The organism is Brenneria roseae subsp. americana, assembly GCF_003115815.1.
GTDB classification, from domain to species: Bacteria; Pseudomonadota; Gammaproteobacteria; order Enterobacterales; family Enterobacteriaceae; genus Brenneria; species Brenneria roseae.
Window position 1 is genome coordinate 405774 of the sequence record NZ_QDKJ01000003.1, and the last position, 19522, is coordinate 425295.

The 19522-nt window shown below is 55.1% G+C and carries 17 protein-coding genes; 10 read left to right on the plus strand and 7 right to left on the minus strand.

Annotated features, from left to right (window positions below; all coding sequences use genetic code 11):
* Positions 1–34: 34 nt before the first annotated feature.
* From B4923_RS05860 to B4923_RS05895, 8 genes are all read left to right on the plus strand, one after another.
* Positions 35–196 carry a hypothetical protein gene (locus B4923_RS05860; RefSeq protein ID WP_245929500.1) on the plus strand — a complete coding sequence of 54 codons (162 nt, stop codon included), beginning with the start codon at positions 35–37 and terminating at the stop codon, positions 194–196.
* 110 nt (positions 197–306) lie between these two features.
* Positions 307–774 carry a YehS family protein gene (locus B4923_RS05865; protein WP_109053447.1) on the plus strand — a complete coding sequence of 156 codons (468 nt, stop codon included), beginning with the start codon at positions 307–309 and terminating at the stop codon, positions 772–774.
* 550 nt (positions 775–1324) lie between these two features.
* Complete coding sequence (locus tag B4923_RS05870; RefSeq protein ID WP_109053415.1) at positions 1325–3274, plus strand: methyl-accepting chemotaxis protein; 1950 nt, start codon at positions 1325–1327, stop codon at positions 3272–3274.
* A 368-nt stretch (positions 3275–3642) separates the two neighbouring features.
* Complete coding sequence (locus tag B4923_RS05875) at positions 3643–6093, plus strand: DMSO/selenate family reductase complex A subunit (RefSeq protein WP_109053416.1); 2451 nt, start codon at positions 3643–3645, stop codon at positions 6091–6093.
* Positions 6094–6107: 14 nt separating this feature from the next.
* Complete coding sequence (locus B4923_RS05880; RefSeq protein ID WP_109053417.1) at positions 6108–6734, plus strand: DMSO/selenate family reductase complex B subunit; 627 nt, start codon at positions 6108–6110, stop codon at positions 6732–6734.
* Positions 6727–7503 carry a dimethyl sulfoxide reductase anchor subunit family protein gene (locus B4923_RS05885; protein WP_109053418.1) on the plus strand — a complete coding sequence of 259 codons (777 nt, stop codon included), beginning with the start codon at positions 6727–6729 and terminating at the stop codon, positions 7501–7503. The genes B4923_RS05880 and B4923_RS05885 overlap by 8 nt, the downstream gene beginning before the upstream one ends.
* A 59-nt stretch (positions 7504–7562) precedes the next feature.
* The gene (gene dmsD / locus B4923_RS05890; RefSeq protein ID WP_109053419.1) at positions 7563–8156 is read left to right on the plus strand and encodes a Tat proofreading chaperone DmsD; all 594 of its coding nucleotides are present in this window, start codon (positions 7563–7565) and stop codon (positions 8154–8156) included.
* Positions 8156–8716, plus strand: a complete 561-nt coding sequence (locus tag B4923_RS05895; protein WP_109053420.1) for a 4Fe-4S dicluster domain-containing protein — start codon at positions 8156–8158, stop codon at positions 8714–8716. The genes dmsD and B4923_RS05895 overlap by 1 nt, the downstream gene beginning before the upstream one ends.
* A 13-nt stretch (positions 8717–8729) precedes the next feature.
* On the opposite strand, the gene B4923_RS05900 is transcribed toward B4923_RS05895, so the two are convergent.
* The 3 genes from B4923_RS05900 to B4923_RS05910 are packed head-to-tail and all read right to left on the minus strand — an operon-like array spanning position 8730 to position 14442.
* The gene (locus B4923_RS05900; RefSeq protein WP_170116018.1) at positions 8730–10139 is read right to left on the minus strand and encodes an efflux transporter outer membrane subunit; all 1410 of its coding nucleotides are present in this window, start codon (positions 10137–10139) and stop codon (positions 8730–8732) included.
* A gap of 2 nt (positions 10140–10141) precedes the next feature.
* Entirely contained in the window at positions 10142–13297 is a 3156-nt protein-coding gene (locus B4923_RS05905) for an efflux RND transporter permease subunit (RefSeq protein WP_109053422.1), read from the minus strand.
* Between the two features lie 2 nt (positions 13298–13299).
* Positions 13300–14442, minus strand: coding sequence for an efflux RND transporter periplasmic adaptor subunit (locus B4923_RS05910; protein ID WP_109053423.1), 1143 nt, complete (start codon positions 14440–14442; stop codon positions 13300–13302).
* 127 nt (positions 14443–14569) lie between these two features.
* On the opposite strand from B4923_RS05910, the gene B4923_RS05915 reads away from it, so the two are divergent.
* Together B4923_RS05915 and B4923_RS05920 are read left to right on the plus strand one after the other, a co-directional pair.
* A complete protein-coding gene (locus B4923_RS05915; protein ID WP_109053424.1) occupies positions 14570–15175 on the plus strand; it encodes a TetR/AcrR family transcriptional regulator in 606 nt (201 codons plus the stop codon).
* A 4-nt stretch (positions 15176–15179) separates the two neighbouring features.
* Positions 15180–16358: a multidrug effflux MFS transporter gene (locus B4923_RS05920; protein ID WP_425428588.1), complete on the plus strand. Its 1179-nt coding sequence runs from the start codon at positions 15180–15182 to the stop codon at positions 16356–16358.
* 87 nt (positions 16359–16445) lie between these two features.
* On the opposite strand, the gene fdhE is transcribed toward B4923_RS05920, so the two are convergent.
* The 4 genes from fdhE to B4923_RS05940 all read right to left on the minus strand — a co-directional run.
* Positions 16446–17372, minus strand: a complete 927-nt coding sequence (gene fdhE, locus B4923_RS05925; protein WP_109053426.1) for a formate dehydrogenase accessory protein FdhE — start codon at positions 17370–17372, stop codon at positions 16446–16448.
* Between the two features lie 5 nt (positions 17373–17377).
* The gene (gene fdoI / locus B4923_RS05930) at positions 17378–18007 is read right to left on the minus strand and encodes a formate dehydrogenase cytochrome b556 subunit (RefSeq protein ID WP_109053427.1); all 630 of its coding nucleotides are present in this window, start codon (positions 18005–18007) and stop codon (positions 17378–17380) included.
* Positions 17994–18914: a formate dehydrogenase subunit beta gene (gene fdxH / locus B4923_RS05935; protein WP_109053428.1), complete on the minus strand. Its 921-nt coding sequence runs from the start codon at positions 18912–18914 to the stop codon at positions 17994–17996. The genes fdoI and fdxH overlap by 14 nt, the downstream gene beginning before the upstream one ends.
* Positions 18915–18926: 12 nt before the next feature.
* A partial coding sequence (locus tag B4923_RS05940; protein ID WP_245929498.1) for a molybdopterin dinucleotide binding domain-containing protein occupies positions 18927–19522 on the minus strand: 596 nt, incomplete at its 5' end.

Sequence of the window (19522 nt, forward strand, 5' to 3'; positions counted from 1 at the left end):
CAGCGAGACGTTCTTTGTGCCCATTGGCGAACAGGTGTTCCGGCTCACCCGCAAGGCGGGCAATCTGCTGCGCGTTCCAATCAATACGCCGCACCGGTTCGACTACGGTGAATCCCCGAACTTTGCGGCGATCCGCATTTTTACCAATCCGGCAGGCTGGGTTGGACACTTTACGGGCAGAGCAACGTTTCATTAAGCGGTTTGCCCTCTCTTCGCCATCAGATGCACAGATCCGCTCTGCATTTTTTCACCATTCCCTTATACTACCCGACCATAACGATGATGAACGGCGAGAAAAACCCGGTAATGATGAATAACGACGTGCTGCGTAGCGTGCGCTATATGCTGAATTTAAATAACGACCATCTGCTGGCGATCCTGGCTTTGGTGGAAATGACCGTGCCGCCTCAGCAATTGGCAAGCTATGTGAAAAAAGAGGATGAAGCCGGCTACCAGCCGTGTCCTGATATTGTGATGAGCTATTTTCTCAACGGCCTGATTCTGCAAAAGCGCGGCAAAGATGAAAACCAGCCGGCGTTACAGGTCGAGCGAAAAATCACCAATAACATTATTCTGAAAAAACTGCGCGTTGCGTTCTCATTGAAAACCACGGATATTCAGGAAATATTGGCTGCTCAGAATTTCAGAGTCTCCCAGCCTGAATTAACGGCCATGATGCGTTCACCGGATCATAAAAATTATCGCGTCTGTGGCGATCAAATCCTGCGTTACTTCCTGAAAGGGTTAACCGCACGGGTGCGTCAACGCGGATAAAACTCGACGATACCCCGAATAATTCGAGTTGCCGCGGGGCCCATGGAAGGGCCGGGTAATGCGGCCAACGCACTGCGACTTGAAGTATGGCGAGTATATACTGATAACTTATTAGTCATAATAATTAGGTACATTTAATTAAACGCCGATCGTCGGTTAATTAAACCGCTAATCGTTCTGATTACGAATAATAAAATTACCGATTTGAATTGTTGGTATCAAAATAAACCACGCTATTTCTCCTCAGAAAAACGGCATATCACTGATGTCGTAACTGTAAATATATTCAAGCGAATTTATCCTGCAACCTGAAAAATGTCGAATATAAACGTGACATAGAACTCATACATTCTATCGATGTACGGCATAGACTCTTTTATACCCTTCATCTTTCAAGACGCAGGAGTATTGGTTGTAAGCAGCGTTACGAGGCTCATGAATGAGCCCCGCCCGTAGAGGGCCAGCGCGTTGCGTTGTTAAAGCGTCAACGTTTTGTCCTCCATCTTGAAATCTATTGGTTATGCCATGATAAAATTGAAAAGAGGGAACTATGGGAATTTTATCGTCTTTTCGTTCTGGTGCCGGCTTTTTCGGTTTCAAATCTCCCGCCAGCGGCGTTTTTGATTGCGACGCTCCGCCCACGTCACTGAATCAGATCGGTATTGCCGACAAAAGCGGTATTTTACTGATCTTTATTCCGCCGGATGCCGATTTCTCTACCGTCAGTAGCGCCTGGCAACATCTGTCCGATACCAAAACGACGGTGATTACGCTCTCTTCAACGGGCGCCCTGTGTAATCGCTTCAACATGTCCACTTATTGCAGTATGGCGGGAGGACAAGGTAGCTGGCTGTGGCTGCCGCAAACGCTGATCGCTCATCACGAAGTTCATATTGTCGATCTGCATGTCAAAGGAAAGGCCTCGGCCAGTCAGAGAATCTCGGCTATCCGTCAGGAACTTGAACGCCTGAATGTCAACATGCGCCTTTCCGCCGATCGGACGTTCGCCATGGTTTACTGCGACGGACTTTCCGCATCGGAAGGATTCCTGATGCAGGCCTGGTATGCCAGCGGCCGTTTCCCGTGCATGGCAATCGGCGGCTCGGCGGGCGGCGATCTTGATTTCAGCGCCACCTATATTGGCTGTGACGGCAAGATATTGCAGGGCAAGGCGGTGCTGATTTTTTGCCAAATGGCGGACGGTAAATCTTTTGCGCCCTTCAAAAGTCAGAACTTCGAGCCCACTCAGCAAAGCTGGTTAGTGGCGCAAGCCGATCCGGTGGCACGTACGGTGCAATCCGTGTTTGACGCCAACGGCAAACCTCAATCGATTATTCAGGCTCTGACCGAGTATTTTCACTGCCAACCCGATCAAATCGCACAGCAGTTGGAGGGCAAAACCTTCGGGGTGAGGGTCGATAATGAATACTTTATTCGTTCCGTCGCCACCATGCAGGCGGATAGCATCACCTTTTTCTGCGATCTGGAATTTGGCGATCGACTGTATCTGCTCAAGGCGACCGACTTTATTGCCGCCACGCGTCACGACTGGCAGCAGTTCGTGAGCGAAAAAGGCAAACCTGTCGGGCTGTTGCTAAATGACTGTGTCCTACGCAGGCTGAATAACGCGAACTGTCTGGCGCAGGCAGACTTATTTGATCATGTTCCGGCGGCCGGATTCTCCAGTTTTGGCGAGATTTTCGGCGTGCCGATCAATCAAACCCTGTCCGCACTGGCGTTTTTCGATCATGACATCAAGGCCATGACCCGTTTTCCCATTGAGTATGCCGCCTTTGCCGGACACTATGCCCAGCGGGCGCTGCGCCGCTGGGAAGCCATGCATCATATTCAGTCCAGAGTCATCAATCAGGTGGTGGCGTATCAGGAGGAGTTGAGTCCGTTGCTGACCGCGCTGCCCCAGCTTGAACATGCCACATCGCGGCAAACGGAAACGCTGGATATGGCGGAATCCAATATTCGCGCCATCAGTGACGCGGCGACGCAAACCCGCACCGCCCAGAGCCATCTGGAACACGAACTGAATCAGTTGGAACAGATTTCACACGATATCAGCCAGATTACCGTCGGGATCAGCACCATTGCCGATCAAACCAACCTGCTCGCCCTCAATGCCGCCGTGGAAGCGGCGCGGGCAGGAGAAGCCGGTCGGGGATTCGCCGTCGTCGCCGAAGAAGTCAGGCGACTGGCTCGCTCATCCAAAGAGCAGTCCGATGCCACCCGACACAGCATCAATGATGCGGTCGACACTATCGCCCGTATCCGGGATGTCGCGTCGCAAACGGTCGGCACGACTCAGGATATGGCGAATCAGAGTATCTCCGCCGCCGACCAGATTGCATCCATGAGTGAGGAAACCAGCAAAGAGCGTCATAACGTTACCGCCAATCTGGGGCGGTTGAAAGACGCCGCCAAAGGGATGGACGCCATGCATGAGGCGGTCGAACAATTGACCACCCTGCAACGGCTGACCTCATCCTGATTAATGGAACGAAATGGCGACAACGGGAAGTTTGGCAAACTTCCCGTTGTCGCCATTTTGTTGTTATGACGAAACAGAAACAGGGCTCGATCCGCACGCGTAAACGGTAATGTCTACGTACGACTGACGATCTGAGTACAGCCCCAACGCAAAAGCCGTAAATGATCATAAAAATCATTATCATTTACCAAAACAAAGGGATTAGTTAGTATAAAAACTAAAAAAACAGAAACGATACAATAGATAATACTGATTTAGATCACGTTACTCACTTTGTCCGACCCGATTTACCCCTTTCGCTTGATCGCTATCAATCCCACATAAATAACAGGCGTTATTGTTAGCAAAGCAACCAATAGGGGAAACCGATGAAAAAAATAATCGATGAACTGCTCCATCGGGAAATATCCCGAAGAGAAGCGGTAAAAGACGTTGCCAAACTCAGTGCGGCAGTTGCCATATCCAGCAGTATTACCTTGCCTTTTGCAGTGAATGCGCAATCCACCTCGCAGTCGGGGACCCCCGTCCCATCTGGCGTTGTTAATGAAGGGGAAACTATTCGCCACAGCGCCTGCCTGGTTAACTGCGGCAGTCGTTGTCCGTTAAAGGTGGTGGTCAAAGACGGCCGCATTGTGCGCATCGAAGCGGAAGACAGCAAAAACGACAGCGTGTTTGGCGAGCATCAAATTCGCCCCTGCCTGCGCGGACGCTCCAACCGCTGGCGCGTTTACAGCCCCGACCGGCTGAAATATCCGATGAAGCGGGTAGGAAAACGCGGAGAAGGAAAATTCAAACGCATCAGTTGGGAAGAGGCCACCGCACTGGTCGCCTCCGAGTTAAAACGGGTTGCCGAAAAGTATGGCAATGACGCGATCTACTACAACTATCAGTCCGGCGCTTACTACCACAATCAGGGAACGCACGCCTGGAAACGGCTGTTAAACCTGAATGGCGGTTACCTGAATTACCACAATACGTATTCTACCGCGCAGATTGCCGCCGCCACGCCTTATACGCACGGCACGTATGTAAGCAGCCATTTCACCCAGATCCTTCATTCCGATCTGGTGGTGTTTTTTGGCATGAACCTGTCGGAAACCCGCATGTCAGGCGGAGGCCAGGTGGAAGAGTTACGTCGCGCACTGGAAGAGTCACAGGCCAGAGTCATTATTATCGATCCGCGCTATACCGATTCCGTGATCACTGAACATGCCGAGTGGCTCGCCATCAGACCGACAACCGATGCCGCGTTGGTCGCAGGTCTGGCGCATACATTAATTACCGAAAAACTGATTGATGAAGCGATGATAAATCGCTATTGCGTCGGTTACGACAGTTCCACCCTGCCCGCTTCCGCCGCGCCGAACGCCAGCTATAAAGATTACATTCTGGGTCAGGGCGAAGACGGTATAGAGAAAACACCTGAATGGGCAGCCGACATCACCGGGATTCCGGCAATACGCATTCGCCAACTGGCGCGGGAAATCGCCGGAGCCAACGCCTGTTATATCGGACAAGGCTGGGGGCCGCAGCGTCACGCCAACGGTGAGCAATCCGTACGCGCCATCCAGACGTTACCACTGCTTACCGGACATTTCGGTTTGCCCGGCACCAATAACGGCAACTGGCCGTACGCCACCGATTACGGCGTACCGACACTGCCTACCGGTACGAATCCACTAAAGGTTTCCATTCCCTGTTATCTGTGGACAGACGCCATTCTGAATCCGGAGAAGATGACGGCGACCAGCATGGGCGTCAAAGGTGCGGACAAGCTCAATGTCGGCATCAAACTCATCGTCAACCAGGCGGGCAACGCGCTGGTGAACCAGCACGGCCAAATCAACCGCACCCGGGAGATACTGGCAGACGATACGCTATGTGAAACCATTATCGTCATCGATAACCATATGACGCCCAGCGCGAAGTTCGCCGATATCCTGCTGCCGGAAACCAGCTATCTGGAAGCTGAAGATCTGGTGAATAACTCCTATGCATCCGGCTCTCACAACTACATGATCGCGATGCAGAAAACCATCGATCCGATGTGGGAAGTACGCAGTACCTACGACATCTGTGCAGACATTGCCGGTCATCTCGGCATACGGGACCAATTTACCGAAGGAAAAACTCAGGCGCAGTGGGTTGAGAAACATTACCTACAGGTGAAGGAGCAACGCCCTTACCTGCCTGACTGGGACATTGCCAGGGATAAAGGGGTCATTGACCAGCAAATCGCCACGGATAAGCAAAGCATCGCGTTTGCCGACTTCCGTCAGGATCCACAGGCGAATCCACTGAAAACGCCATCGGGGAAAGCGGAGATCTATTCCGAAGCGCTGGCGAAACTGGCCAGCGAATGGACGCTGCCTGCCGGTGACAAAATTTCGCCGATCCCTGAGTTCTGTCCAGCGCGTGAATCCCATCTGAATAAAACGCTGACGGCGAAATATCCGCTACAGCTGAGCGGCTTTCATACCAAAGGGCACACCCACTCGACTTATAGCAATGTGTCGCAGCTGCATGAGGCGGCGCCGGATGAAGTATGGATTAACCCGATTGATGCCACGTCCCGCCATCTGAAGTCCGGCGATCGCGTCAGAATATTCAACGATCGGGGCATTGTGGAAATCGCCTGCAAGGTAACCAACCGCATCCTGCCCGGCGTAGCGGCCATGCCGCAGGGCGCGTGGACGCGGCTGAACAGTGAAGGCATCGATATCGGCGGCTGTATTAATACGCTGACGACACACGATGTCTCGCCGCTGGCCAAAGGCAATCCACAACATACCAATCTGGTTGAAATACAACGCGTCTAAAGAGGTGATTAACGATGACACAATATGGCTTTTTTGTTGACTCCTCACGCTGCTCCGGTTGTAAAACCTGCCAGGTAAGCTGTAAGGATAATAAGGATCTGGATATCGGCCCGAAATTCCGCCGGGTTTATGAGTATGGCGGCGGCGGTTGGATCAAAGACGGCAATGCCTGGCGCAATAATACGTTCAGCTACTACCTTTCCATCGCCTGTAACCACTGTGATCAGCCGACCTGCGTGGCGGGCTGCCCTACCGGCGCCATGCACAAACGGGAAGAAGACGGTCTGGTTTTGGTGAACGACGAGCTGTGCGTAGGCTGTCGCTATTGTGAAATGCGCTGTCCCTATGGCGCACCGCAATTCGACTATCAGGCAAAAGTCATGCGCAAATGCGATGGCTGCCTGGATCGCTTGCAGCACAATCTGCCACCAATCTGCGTGGAGTCATGCCCTCAGCGGGCGCTGGATTTTGGTCCAATCGACGAACTCCGCGCCAAATACGGCACTGAGAATGAAATCGCACCGTTGCCTTCAGCCACGCTGACCAAACCGAACCTGATTGTTAAACCGCATCCAAACTCTCGCCTGACCGGCGATACGGAAGGATCGATTCAGAACCTGCAGGAGGTTCGCCATGCATGAGTTGCCCCTGGTATTCTTTACCGTTCTCACACAGAGCGCCGTCGGCGCATTCATTCTGCTGTTGATTGCCGCGCAATGTCGGCAGATTGATAGCCGCCGTCTGGCCATCGGACTGTTTGGCGCCATGTGCCTGTTTGGCGTGGCCCTGCTCATCGGCACTTTCCATGTCGGCCAACCGCTGCGGGCCATCAATATGCTGTTCCGCGTCGGCCACTCGCCCATGAGCAACGAGATCGTACTCTCCGCCCTGTTCTCCGCCGCCGGCGGTGTCGCGGCGCTGGGGCTGTTGCTCAACCGGGGAGGCCGGGCGCTGTTCTCAGGTCTGGCCTGGCTGGCCGCGGTGATTGGTCTTTTCTTTCTGGCGGCCGTTCCCCGCGTATACCAGCTTTCGACCGTGGCAACCTGGGATAACAGCTACACGACGGCGGCGATGCTGCTGACTGCCATGATCGGCGGCGGCGCACTGGCCGCCGCGCTCGGCGCCCGCCGTCTGGGACTATCCGTTAGCCTGTTGGCCATACTGGCAAGTTTCTGTTTGCGTCCCGGCTATTTATCCACGCTGATGACAGCGGACAGCGCGTTGACCAGCGCTCAGCTTTCCTGGTTTAGCGCACAGCTCATACTGCTGGCCGTCGGCCTGATTGGCGGCGTCCTGCATCTGCGCTATCGCGCCGGACAAACGCTGCTGGCCGCCAGCGCCGCCGTGGTGATTGTCGGCGAACTGGCAGGGCGAATTGCTTTCTATAATCTGTGGACGCTACCGATGTAACGCCCCGGCAGACAGGCCGGCGCACGCTGGCCTGTCGCTGTTCACCGTGGAGATACACCATGTCATCTGTTGCCGTCTTACCGCGTTTGTTGGGCGCATTGTTTTACTATCCTCCTGGTTCGCCGGAAATAAGCCCGCTGACAGACAACCTCGATCAGATCCCTGAACTGTACCACTGGCAGGATAAAGAGACCGTGCAGCAGCTGTGCCGACAACTGCGCATACCTGACGCCGAGACATTTACCTGGCAGTTTTCCGTCCTGTTTGAAGGCCAGGGCGAAATGCAGGCGCCTCCCTGGGGGTCGGTCTATCTCGACAAAGATAATTTGCTGATGGGGGATTCTACCGCTCGCTACCGGGGCTTTTTACAACACAACCAGTTGACATTCGACCGCCTCCATAATGAGCCGGAAGACCAGTTTGGCTTGGTGTTACTGGCTTTAGCCTGCTTTCTCGAACTGGAGAACGAAAGTGCGGTGGTGACACTGCTGGAAGAACACCTGTTGCCGTGGAGTCATCGCTACCTGGCCCTGTTGCGCACCAACACCCAGAGCGCGTTCTATGCACAACTGGCACAGATTACCGAGCTATTTCTCCAAGAGATACAGCACCGTTACGCGCTGTCTCCACGCGAATACCGGATATATCGCTGATGGATAAAACAGACAACTTTTACCGCGAATATCTCTCACACCGCTATATCAGCCGGCGCGGGCTGTTCCGCGCGTTGCTGACCGCTTCGCAGAAAACCGTGCCGCCAGACACATCGCCGGAAGCGGCGCGTCTGGCCCGGACGCCGCGGCCTCCGGGCGCAATCGCGCCCGAATTATTCCTGCATCAGTGCACTCGCTGCCAGCAATGTATTGAACATTGTCCGATGGGCGTCATCACACGAGACGATGACGGCTATCCCCTGCTTGTCATTGAATATGCCAGCTGCGACGGCTGCAATCAGTGCATTCAGCACTGTGCCAGCGGCGCCTTGCAGCCACAGGCGCAGTTTGATACCGGATTACGCCCGATTATCGACACCCGCCGCTGTATTCATACCCAACGCCACTGCGGACAGTGTCTGGCGTCCTGCACGGAACAAGCACTCGATACCAACGAATACGGATATCCCGTTGTCGATACTTCACGTTGTTCCGGATGCGGCGAATGTCTGATCCAGTGCGACGAGCGAGCCATCACGCTGACCGTTCAGCCTTCGTGAGAATAGCAAGACGTCACTGGGTTACTGACACCCCGCCGCCCAACACATTGTATAGCGTCACCAGATTGTTCAGCCGGACTTGCTCTGCCGCAATTAACGATTGATGCGCACTGTATAATGTCCGCTGGGCATCCAGCACGTTCAGATAGGTATCCACCCCTTCCCGATAGCGACTATCGGCCAGCTGATAGCTGCGCTGAGACGCCGACAGATAATCCCGCTGCGCCGAAAGTTGCTCATCGATGGTGCTTTTGCGCGCCAATGCATCCGCAACCTCTTTGAACGCAGACTGAATGGCTTTTTCATAGCTGGCGATATAGCCCTTTTTTTGCGCCTCGGCGTAGGCCAGTGATGCCCGGTTCGCACCGCCGTCAAACAGCGGCAGACTGATGCTGGGCGCAAAAGACCACACGCCCGCGCCATGGCTGAACAGTGAAGAAAGCGCAGTGCTGCCCGTTCCGCCGCTGGCGGTTAACGTCACGCTGGGAAAAAACGCGGCGCGCGCCGCGCCGATGTTGGCATTTGCCGATTTCAGATTATGTTCCGCTTCGAGCACATCCGGACGCTGCAACAGCACATCAGAAGAAATCCCCGCCGATACCGGCGCGATCGCCTGAGCCAGCGCATCCAGATTATCAGGCAACAGCGCCTCGTCCACCGGTCGCCCGACCAGCAGGTTCAACGCATTTTTACTCTGTTCCACCGCGGTGAGATTGCTGGCGATATCCGCACGCGCCTGCTGATAGATGGTTTCCGCCTGCGCGACATCAACCGCGGAGGCGACGCCGTTTCGTTGCCGGTTACGCGTCACCTCCAGCGATTTCTGCGCACTCTGTACGGTTTGCTCTGACAGCAACAGATCGCTACGCGCCGCCGCCAGCGCGATATAAGCCGTTGCCGTGTCCGTAATTAATGTCAGACGCGTAGTTTTCGCCGCCGCTTCCGTAGACAGATAACTCTCCAGCGCCGCCCTGCTCAGGCTGCGTGTTTTACCAAACAGATCAAGCTCAAACGAACTCACGGCCAGATTCGCCTCATAGCTCTGGGTTATCGCCGTGGCATTGTTGCCCTGTGAAGACGAACTTGATAACGAGCGACCACGCGAGCCGCTCAAACCGGCATTGACGGCAGGCAGCAGATCGGCCCGCTGAATACCGTAGGTGGCGCGGGCCGCCTCAATATCGGCCAGCGCTTTGCGCAGGTCACGGTTATCGCTGAGCGCCAGATCAATCACCTGACGCAATCTGGCGTCGATCATCGCCGAACGCCAGGGGATGGTCGTCGCAGGCGCCGTGCCGGCCGCAACATCCTGCTGCGGCCAGACTGCGGGCACTGGCGCATCAGGGCGCTGATAGTCAGGGTCCAGTGATACGCACCCGCCCAGTATCAGCGGAAATAACACGACAATGAATTTATGACTCAACATTATTTTTCCTTCGATACGTCAACAGCGGGCACGGTTTTGTCTGCACGTTTGGGGAAAACGCGTCTTACCAGAACAAAAAACAGGGGAACCAGGAAAATCGCCAGTACCGTGGCGGTTAATGTTCCGCCGACAATGCCAGAGCCAATGGAGATACGGCTGTTTGCCCCCGCGCCGCTGGAGATCGCCAGCGGGAATACGCCGACAATGAATGCTAACGACGTCATCAATACCGGACGCAAGCGCGTGGTGGCGCCTTCCAGCGCCGCCGCAAAAAGATTGCTGCCACGCTGGTAGGCGGCTTCGGCAAACTCAACGATTAGAATGGCATTTTTCGCCGACAGCCCGATGGTCGTCAGCAATGCCACCTGAAAGTAAACGTCGTTTTCCAGCCCGCGCAGCGTTGCGGCCAGCACGGCGCCCACCACGCCCAGCGGGATCACCAGCATGACCGAGAAAGGAATACTCCAGCTTTCATACAACGCCGCCAGACACAGGAACACCACCAGAATCGAGATAGCGTATAGCGAGAAAGCCTGACCGCTGGCCAACCGTTCCTGATAGGACAATCCGCTCCAGGCATAGGTTGTGCCCTTCGGCAAAGCTTTGGCCAGCACCTGCATTTCATCCATCGCCGCACCGGAGCTGACGCCGGACGCACCCGTACCCTGAATTTCGTAGGAAGCCAGCCCGTTATAGCGCGACAGACTTTCCGGGCCATAGATCCAGCGGGTGGTGGCAAACGACGAAAACGGCGTCATGACGCTGTCACCTGCGCTGTCGGTTCCGCGTACAAACCATTTATTCAGATCCTCCGGCTTGCTGCGTGAATCGTCATCTCCCTGCATATAGACTTTCTTCACCCGTCCCCGGTCGATAAAGTCATTAACATAGGTGCCGCCCCAGGCGCTGCTCAGCGTCGCGGTGATATCACTTATCGACAAGCCCAGCGCGCTGGCTTTGTCGTTATCAATATCAACCTGCAACTGCGGCATCTGTGTCAGATCGTTAGGGCGAACCGCTGCCAACTGTGGGGTTTTATTGGCGGAAGCCAGTAATTGATCGCGTAGCTGTAGCAGCTTATCGCGATCGGTCGTACCGGTGGCCTGAAGCTCAAAGGTAAAACCGCTGGACTGCCCCAACCCATCCACCGACGGCGGGGTCAGCGTAAAGACCTGGGCATCCCGGATCGCCGACAGCGCCTTGGTCGCCCGCGCCGAAATGGCGTCTGCGCTGTTTTCCGCGCCGCGCCGCTGATCCCAGTTTTTCAGCGCGACAAACGCCATACCGGCATTCTGCCCACTGCCGCTAAAGTTGAAGCCGGAAATAATAAAGATGACTTCGGTGTTATCTTTCTCCTCGGTAAGAAAGTACTGCTCAATCTCTTTGCCCACTTTCGCCGTCCGGGCTTCAGTCGCACCGGCGGGCAACGTGAACTGCACCATCACATCGCCCTGATCTTCCGTTGGCAAGAATCCCCCCGGCAGGCGGAGAAACATCAGCCCCATCGCCACGATAACCAGGCCATACAGCAGGATGTAACGTAGCGGACTATGCAATATCCGGGCGACCTTGTTGGAATAGCGATCCTGCATTCCCTGATAACGCCGGTTAAAGGCGGAGAAAAACCCTTTCCCTGTCGAGACATGGGGCGCCGACGGTTTCAGCAGCGACGCGCACAGGGCTGGCGTCAGCGTCAGCGCGACCAGCACGGACAGCAGCATGGAAGAAACGATGGTGATGGAGAACTGCCGGTAAATGACGCCGGTGGAACCGCCAAAAAACGCCATTGGCAGGAAAACCGCGCTCAGCACCAATGCCACGCCCACCAGCGCGCCAGAAATCTCGCCCATTGATTTTTCCGTGGCTGCTTTGGGCGACAGTCCGTCATCACGCATCACGCGTTCGACGTTTTCCACCACCACGATCGCATCGTCCACCAGCAACCCAATGGCCAGTACCATGCCGAACAGCGTCAGGGTATTAATGGAGTAGCCAAAAACCGCCAGCACGCCAAAGGTGCCCAGCAGAACCACCGGCACAGCGATGGTCGGGATCAGCGTAGCACGCAGGTTCTGCAGGAAAACGAACATCACGATCACCACCAGCAGTATCGCCTCAAACAGCGTTTTCACCACCTCCTGCACCGAAATCTTGATAAAGTCGGTACTGTCTTTCGGGTACGCGATGTTATAGCCTTCCGGCATGGTGTTCTCGAATTCGTTTACTTTGGCCTTTACCCGTTCGGCCGTCGCCAGCGCGTTGGCGCCCGGCGCCAGCATCACCGCAATCCCCGCTGCCGGGTGGCCGTTTAGCCGGGTCACGGTGCTGTAGTCCTCGTCGCCCAGTTCGACTCTTGCCACATCGCCAAGCCGGACAACCGCGCCGTTGGTTTCGCTTTTTACAATGATATTCTTAAACTGTTCCGGCGTTTTCAGCCGCGACTGCGCCATCACCGTCGCCGTCAGTTGTTGATCGTTACGGGAAGGCTGAGCCCCGATCTTGCCGGCGGAAACCTGCGTGTTCTGCGCTTCAATCGCCGAGGATATGTCGGACGGCATCAGATCATAGGCTGCCAGACGAGTCGGATTCAGCCAGATACGCATCGCATACTGTGAGCCAAACACCCGCACGTCCCCCACGCCCTCAACGCGCGCCAGCGGATCTTGCAGGTTACTGACCATGTAATCGGCGATATCGGCCGCGCTGGATTTATCCGTCACATCGAACAGCGACATAATCAACAGGAAGCTGGTTTGCGACTTGGTCACGGTGACGCCCAGTTGCTGAACCTCCGTCGGTAAACGGCTGAGCGCCTGCTGCACTTTATTTTGTACCTGGACCTGAGCGGTATCCGCATTGGTTCCCTGTTTAAAGGTGACAATGATCCTCGACTCGCCGCTGGAACTGCTGGAAGAGGAAAAATAGAGCAATCCATCCAACCCGGTGAGCTGCTGCTCGATCACCTGCGTTACGCTGTTTTCCAGCGTCTCCGCTGAAGCACCGGTATAGGTCGCGGTGATCGACACCGAAGGCGGCGCCACATCAGGATACTGGGCGATGGAAAGCGTCTGGATAGCCAGCGCGCCGGCCAGCATGATCACAATTGAAATCACCCAGGCAAAAACCGGTCGATGAATAAAGAAACGGGAGAACATGATTAGCGATCTCCCTGCGATAGCGTCGCCTGTACCGATTCTGACTGAGAGGATTGTGCTTCCGTAGCCTTAACGGTGTCGCCAGCCTTGACCTTGTCGGTTCCTTCAATAATCAACCGATCGCCCGCGTTCAGTCCTGATGAAATCAGCCAGTTATTGCCAATGACGCGATCGGTGACCACCTGACGCTGTTCCACCTGCTGTTTGTCATTAACCACCAGCGCGGTGGCATTACCTTTCACATCACGGGTAATCCCTGCTTGCGGCGCCAGAATCCCCTGCGGATCCGTACCATTTTCTACCGAAGCCTGAACATACATGCCGGGCAATAAAATATGTTGCGGATTAGGAAACTCGGCCCGCAAGGTTACCGATCCCGTGGAGGTATCGACGGCGACTTCCGCCAGCTGCAACGAACCTTGCGACGTGTAAGCCTCGCCATTTTCCAACGTCAGTGATACCGATGCCTGTTTGCTCTTCTGTAGCTTCAGCAACGCCAGCCGCTGCGCGCTCGACTGGGTGAGATCCACATACATCGGATCAAGCTGACGAATGGTCGCCAGCGCGGTGGTCTGACTGGCCGTTACCAACGCCCCCGGCGTGACGGAAGAAATACCGATACGACCGGAAATCGGGGCTTTAATCTGCGTATACGCCAGATTAATGCGGGCTGTTTTTAATGCGGCCTGTTTTTCCGCCACAGAGGCCAGACTTTGTTCATAGCTGGTTTGCGCATCATCAGCATCCTGTTGGGATACGCCCTCTTCCTTGACCAGACGCGCATAGCGCTGCGCTTTACGTTTCGCCGCGCCGACGCTGGCCTGCGCATTTTTCAGCGCAGCGGCGGCTTCATCGTAGGCCGCCTGATAGCTGGCAGGATCAATCTGGTACAGGACCTGTCCCGCCTGCACGTCACTGCCTTCCGTGAACAGGCGTTTTTGAATAATGCCCTCCACCTGCGGACGGACTTCAGACACCATTGCCGCCGTTGTCCGGCCGGTTAACTCGCTATTCAACGTTACAGGCTGCGCCTGCAAAGTCTGAACGGTCACGTCAACCAGTAGGGAAGTTTGAGCTGGTTGGGAAGCTTGCTCGCAGCCGGAAAGTAGAAATACCAGGAAGAAAATAAAGCGTTTACCTTGCATGAAATCATGCCCTATAATTGAGAATGAACGTTCATTCTCAATTATAAAAAAACTACCTTAACTCTTCCGACAAGATTTTGTCCGGTTTTTGTAAAGGTAAGCATCCTGACATTAAGGAGAGTCAAACGTGCAATATACGGACACAAAAACCGCTCGTATCCACGCACGACGCGACCAGATTGTTAAAGCTGCGCGTCTCTGTTTTCGGCGTTCGGGCTTCCACGGCGCGGGTATGGCGGAAATCGCCAAACATGCCCAGCTCAGCGTAGGTCAGGTATACCGCTACTTTGAGAATAAGGACGCCATCATTGAAGAAATCGTCAGCCGGATTGTGAACAACAAATTACAGCTACTGACGCAGACGGGCGACCACACCCCGCGAATGATACAAAAGCTGTCGACACGCATCATGCCGGAGAGCGACGATACGCGTGAAGACGATCAGGCGTTAATGCTGGAGGTCACCGCAGAAGCTACCCGTAGCCCACGCGTAGCCGCTATCCTGCAGGAAGCCGATAGCCGGTTGTTTCAGCAAGCCAGCACCCTCCTGCAACAACGTTATCCACAACTGACGCCGCCACAAATCGCCGCCCGGGTTGAACTCATGGCGGTATTGTCGGAAGGCACCACATTCCGATCGGTGGCGCCGTTGAAAGCGTCGCCAGAGGAACTGCGCCAGCTCTACCAACACATTTTCAACCATGTTTTTCCTGAAACCACTACCAATGACTAACATTATGACTTCACCATCCCGTCTGGGCTATGTAATCATTTTAGGACTATTGGCCGCCCTCGGCCCGCTTTGTACCGACCTCTATCTTCCCGTCTTGCCAGAACTGGCCCTCGATTTATCGACTTCTGCCTCAGCCTCCCAGCTCAGTCTGACGGCTGGTCTGCTGGGGTTGGGAGCCGGCCAGCTGGTCTTCGGCCCGCTGAGCGATAAACTGGGGCGCAAACGTCCGCTGCTCTGTTCGCTGCTGATTTTTCTGGCCACCTCCGTCTGGTGTGCGCTGGCGCAGGACATCCACCAGTTGATTATCGCCCGCTTTATTCAGGGTATGGCCGGGGCTGGCGGTGCGGTGTTGTCCCGGGCTATCGCCCGCGATCTTTATACCGGGCATCAGCTCACCCGTTTCTTCGCCCTGTTGATGCTGGTCAACGGTCTGGCGCCCATCATTGCGCCAGTGCTGGGTGGCGCACTGCTGAGCATTGTTGACTGGCGCGGCATCTTTATTACGCTGGCGGCGGTTACCGTACCGTTACTGATGCTCTCAACCTTACGCTTGCAGGAAACGCTGCCGGAAGAACGACGGGTAACCGGCGGAATCGGCGCATTATTGTCTTCCATCGGCAGTTTACTGATCGAGCGTCAGTTTATGGGGCTCTGTCTGGTACAAGGATTCGCCGGTGCGGGCATGTTCGCCTATATCGGCGCCTCACCGTTTGTCTTGCAGAATATTTATCAACTCAGTCCGCAAATGTTCAGCCTGTGCTTCGCGATTAATGGCGTGGGTCTCATCTTCTCGGCCCAACTCTCATCACGCCTGAGTCAGCACTGGGGAGATATGCGGGTGCTGATACTGGGGCTGGCGATCGCGGCGGTATCGTCCCTGTTGCTATTGCTGGCGGGATACCTGCAGGCGCCGCTGATCGGGCTGCTGGTGCCGCTGTTCTTCTCCGTTATCATTATTGGGATCGTCGGCCCCAGCGCATCAGCGCTGGCTATGCAGAGTCAGGGAGATAAAGCGGGCAGCGCGTCCGCGTTGATTGGCGTCAGCATGTTTGCGCTGGGGGCGATCAGCGTGCCGCTGACCGGGCTGAACGGAACATCGGCGCTGTCTATGGCGCTGGTGATCGTCATCTGCTATGCGCTGTCGATCGGTTCGCTGGTGCTGGTCAAATACCAGCGGCGGTAATATTTACCTGACAACGCTCTCGACGGCATAGCCCGATATCTGCTCTGCGGCAACCATGCAGAGCAGACCGCCATCCGATAACAGAAATCAGATAGCGCTTTCCGGGAACAAAAACGGGTTAATACTGCTGCGGGAAAATCCCTCTTCTTCCATCTTCACGTCCAGCACCAGCGACGCGAGATCGTCGGCCACCGCTTCAACACGATGATCTTTTTCCTGATACAGGATTTTAAGATAGGTGCCGCAATGGCCGCAGCTCTCCGCTTTAATCGCAGCATTTTCACTATCCAGCGACCAATAATTCAAATCCCCGGACTCTTCGCAGTTGCTGCATTTCACCCTCACCATGTGCCATTCGCTCTCGCACAGGTTGCAATGCAGATAGCGCAACCCGCTGCTGGTGCCCAGTTGAACGACGCCGGATACCGGCATACTACCGCATACCGGACAAAACTGACGGTGTTCGCCAGGTTCCGCCCGCGCTTTGCCGGGAAGCTGGCTCGCCATCTGCGCCCAGAACAACGACAGCGCGGCCCAGATAAACGGCGCCTTGTCGTTGTTTTCTGCGCTGAACTCATGTCTGAACAAAGATGTCGCCATCATTTCCAGCTCTTGCGCTGAGCACTTTTCCAGATTCTCCAGCGTCGATAACACTTGTCCGCTGGCATCCGGCTTGAGTTCTTCGATCAAGGCGCGCAGCAACGTCTGCCAGTGCGTATCCCGGGGAAAGACCGACACATCCAGCGGCGGGCGGTTGCCCGACTGTTTCAGGATCTCGCCGAGATCAATCTGTAGCGGGTGATCGTGCATCACCTTCATCTGTGCTTCCACCACGCCAGCGGCAAAAAGCAGGTAATCACTCAGCGGATGATCTTCCGCCAGTTGACGCAGGCGCTCCGCACGGCTGCTGTACAGGCTTTTCAAATTAGCAAAAAGCAACGGTGGAATGGTTCCCACCGATGTTGATCTTTCATTACTTTCTAACTGTTCCTGAGGAACAATACGGATACTCATCAGGGTTACTTTTCCTGTTGTTTACGCTGTAGCTCACGATACCAGCGTGGATGATGTTTCTTCGCCCATGACGCCGACACCCAGCCTTCCACCATGGCGGTAATGGTTCCTTTCACCCATAATGCCGCATAGACATGCACCATAATAACGATAATCAACCCTACCGCGGCCAGCGAGTGGACCAGCAAGGCCAGGCGAATGATCGGGATAGGGAACGCATCGGCAAAATACGGCCGCCACATGACAATGCCGCTTGCCAGCAGCAGCACCAGGCTGATAATCGCCAGCCAGAACACACACTTCTGACCGAAATTATACCTGCCGGTGTCACCCACTTCCTGATTTCTGGCAATCTTATGAATATTTTTGGCCCATTCAATGTCATCGCGGCGGATCAGGTTATGTTTCCAGTAGCGGAAAAACATTAACAGAAAAGCGATAAACATCACCCCCCCCACAAAGGGGTGCAGAATTCTCGCCAGCTGCGGGGTGCCCAGAATGTTCATCATCCAGTTGAGCGAGGGAAAGAAAAATCCCAGACCACTGATGGCGGCAAACACGAAGCAGAACGCCACAATCCAGTGATTAATACGCTCCGGCGCGCTATAGCGCTGAATTCGATTATTCTTTTTCATGTTGCTTGTCCTCATGATGTTCGCCGTCGGCGTTCTCGTCATCATCATCATCTTCCACGCGATTCGGCCCCACCCCGACATAGTGGAATACGCTGGCGGCAAACGTCGCCGCAAAGCCTATCGCCGCCAGAGGTTTCCAAATCCCCTTCCAGAATGTCACCGCCGGGCTGATCGTCGGGTTGTCCGGCAAGCCGTGATAGAGCTGCGGCCTATCCGCATGATGCAGAACATACATGACGTGCGTTCCGCCGACGCCCGCCGGATCGTACAACCCGGCGTTATCGTAGCCACGGCTGTTGAGATCGGTCACCCGTTCCGCCGCCAGGCTCTTCATCGCTTCCTTGGTGCCAAAATGAATCGCGCCGGTCGGACAGGTTTTGACGCAGGCCGGTTCTTGCCCTACCGTCACCCGATCCACGCACAGCGTACATTTGTAGACCCGGTTATCCTCTTTGTTCATCCGTGGCACATCGAACGGACAACCCGCGATGCAGTAACCGCAGCCGATGCAGTGCGCTGACTGAAAATCGACAATCCCGTTGGCATACTGAATGATGGCGCCTTCTGACGGACAGGCCTTCAGACAGCCCGGATCGGCGCAGTGCATACAGCCATCTTTGCGGATCAGCCATTCCAGCCGGCCTTTTCCCTCGACTTCCGAGAAACGCATCACCGTCCAGGACTTGGCCGTTAAATCGGTCGGGTTATCGTAAACGCCGACGTTATGCCCGACCTCATCACGAATGTCGTTCCATTCCGAACAGGCCACCTGACAGGCTTTGCAACCAATACAGGTGGTGACATCGATCAGTTTGGCGACCTCTTGCTGATGATCGCGAGCCTGCGGCGGCGGCGTCAGGGAATTTGTCGCGGAGCGACGGATAATATCTTGTGATTGCATGGCCATAATCTGTCTCCGCTACGCCTTTTCCACATTAACCAGGAACGCCTTATATTCCGGCGTTTGGGTATTGGCATCGCCGACGTGCGGCGTCAGGATGTTAGCCAGAAACCCTTTCTGCGTCGTGCCTTCGAACCCCCAATGACAGGGCACGCCGATCGTCTCTATCGGCTTGCCTTCAATCATCAGCGTGCGGATACGTTTGGTGACCACGGCTTTTGCCTTGATATAGCCGCGCTTACTGCTGAGCTTCACCATGTCGCCAGCCCTGATCCCCTTCTGTTCAGCCAATGCCTCGCCAATTTCGACAAACTGCTCAGGCTGTACGATGGCGTTCAGCCGCGCATGTTTCGTCCAATGACGGAACAGTTCCGTAATGGAGTAGGTCGTGGCGACATACGGGTATTCCGACGCGCTGCCCATGCGCTGTTGATCAAACTCATACAGCCGGGCCACCGGATTAAAGCGGGTGTTTTCATGCAGCGGATTTTTTTCCAACGGCGATTCGACGGGCTCATAGTGTTCAGGGAACGGTCCGTCGGTAAGTTTATCGATGCCAAACAGGCGCCCCATTCCTTCGGCTTGCAAAATGAACGGGCCCACACCGCTGCCGG

What these genes read in the sequence shown, in the direction of transcription:
- B4923_RS05865 (WP_109053447.1), top strand. Translation starts at nt 307, where the DNA reads ATGATGAATAACGACGTGCTGCGTAGCGTGCGCTATATGCTGAATTTA.
- B4923_RS05870 (WP_109053415.1), top strand. Translation starts at nt 1,325, where the DNA reads ATGGGAATTTTATCGTCTTTTCGTTCTGGTGCCGGCTTTTTCGGTTTC.
- B4923_RS05875 (WP_109053416.1), top strand. Translation starts at nt 3,643, where the DNA reads ATGAAAAAAATAATCGATGAACTGCTCCATCGGGAAATATCCCGAAGA.
- B4923_RS05880 (WP_109053417.1), top strand. Translation starts at nt 6,108, where the DNA reads ATGACACAATATGGCTTTTTTGTTGACTCCTCACGCTGCTCCGGTTGT.
- B4923_RS05885 (WP_109053418.1), top strand. Translation starts at nt 6,727, where the DNA reads ATGCATGAGTTGCCCCTGGTATTCTTTACCGTTCTCACACAGAGCGCC.
- dmsD (WP_109053419.1), top strand. Translation starts at nt 7,563, where the DNA reads ATGTCATCTGTTGCCGTCTTACCGCGTTTGTTGGGCGCATTGTTTTAC.
- B4923_RS05895 (WP_109053420.1), top strand. Translation starts at nt 8,156, where the DNA reads ATGGATAAAACAGACAACTTTTACCGCGAATATCTCTCACACCGCTAT.
- B4923_RS05905 (WP_109053422.1), bottom strand. Translation starts at nt 13,297, where the DNA reads ATGTTCTCCCGTTTCTTTATTCATCGACCGGTTTTTGCCTGGGTGATT.
- B4923_RS05910 (WP_109053423.1), bottom strand. Translation starts at nt 14,442, where the DNA reads ATGCAAGGTAAACGCTTTATTTTCTTCCTGGTATTTCTACTTTCCGGC.
- B4923_RS05920 (WP_425428588.1), top strand. Translation starts at nt 15,180, where the DNA reads ATGACTTCACCATCCCGTCTGGGCTATGTAATCATTTTAGGACTATTG.
- fdhE (WP_109053426.1), bottom strand. Translation starts at nt 17,372, where the DNA reads ATGAGTATCCGTATTGTTCCTCAGGAACAGTTAGAAAGTAATGAAAGA.
- fdoI (WP_109053427.1), bottom strand. Translation starts at nt 18,007, where the DNA reads ATGAAAAAGAATAATCGAATTCAGCGCTATAGCGCGCCGGAGCGTATT.
- fdxH (WP_109053428.1), bottom strand. Translation starts at nt 18,914, where the DNA reads ATGGCCATGCAATCACAAGATATTATCCGTCGCTCCGCGACAAATTCC.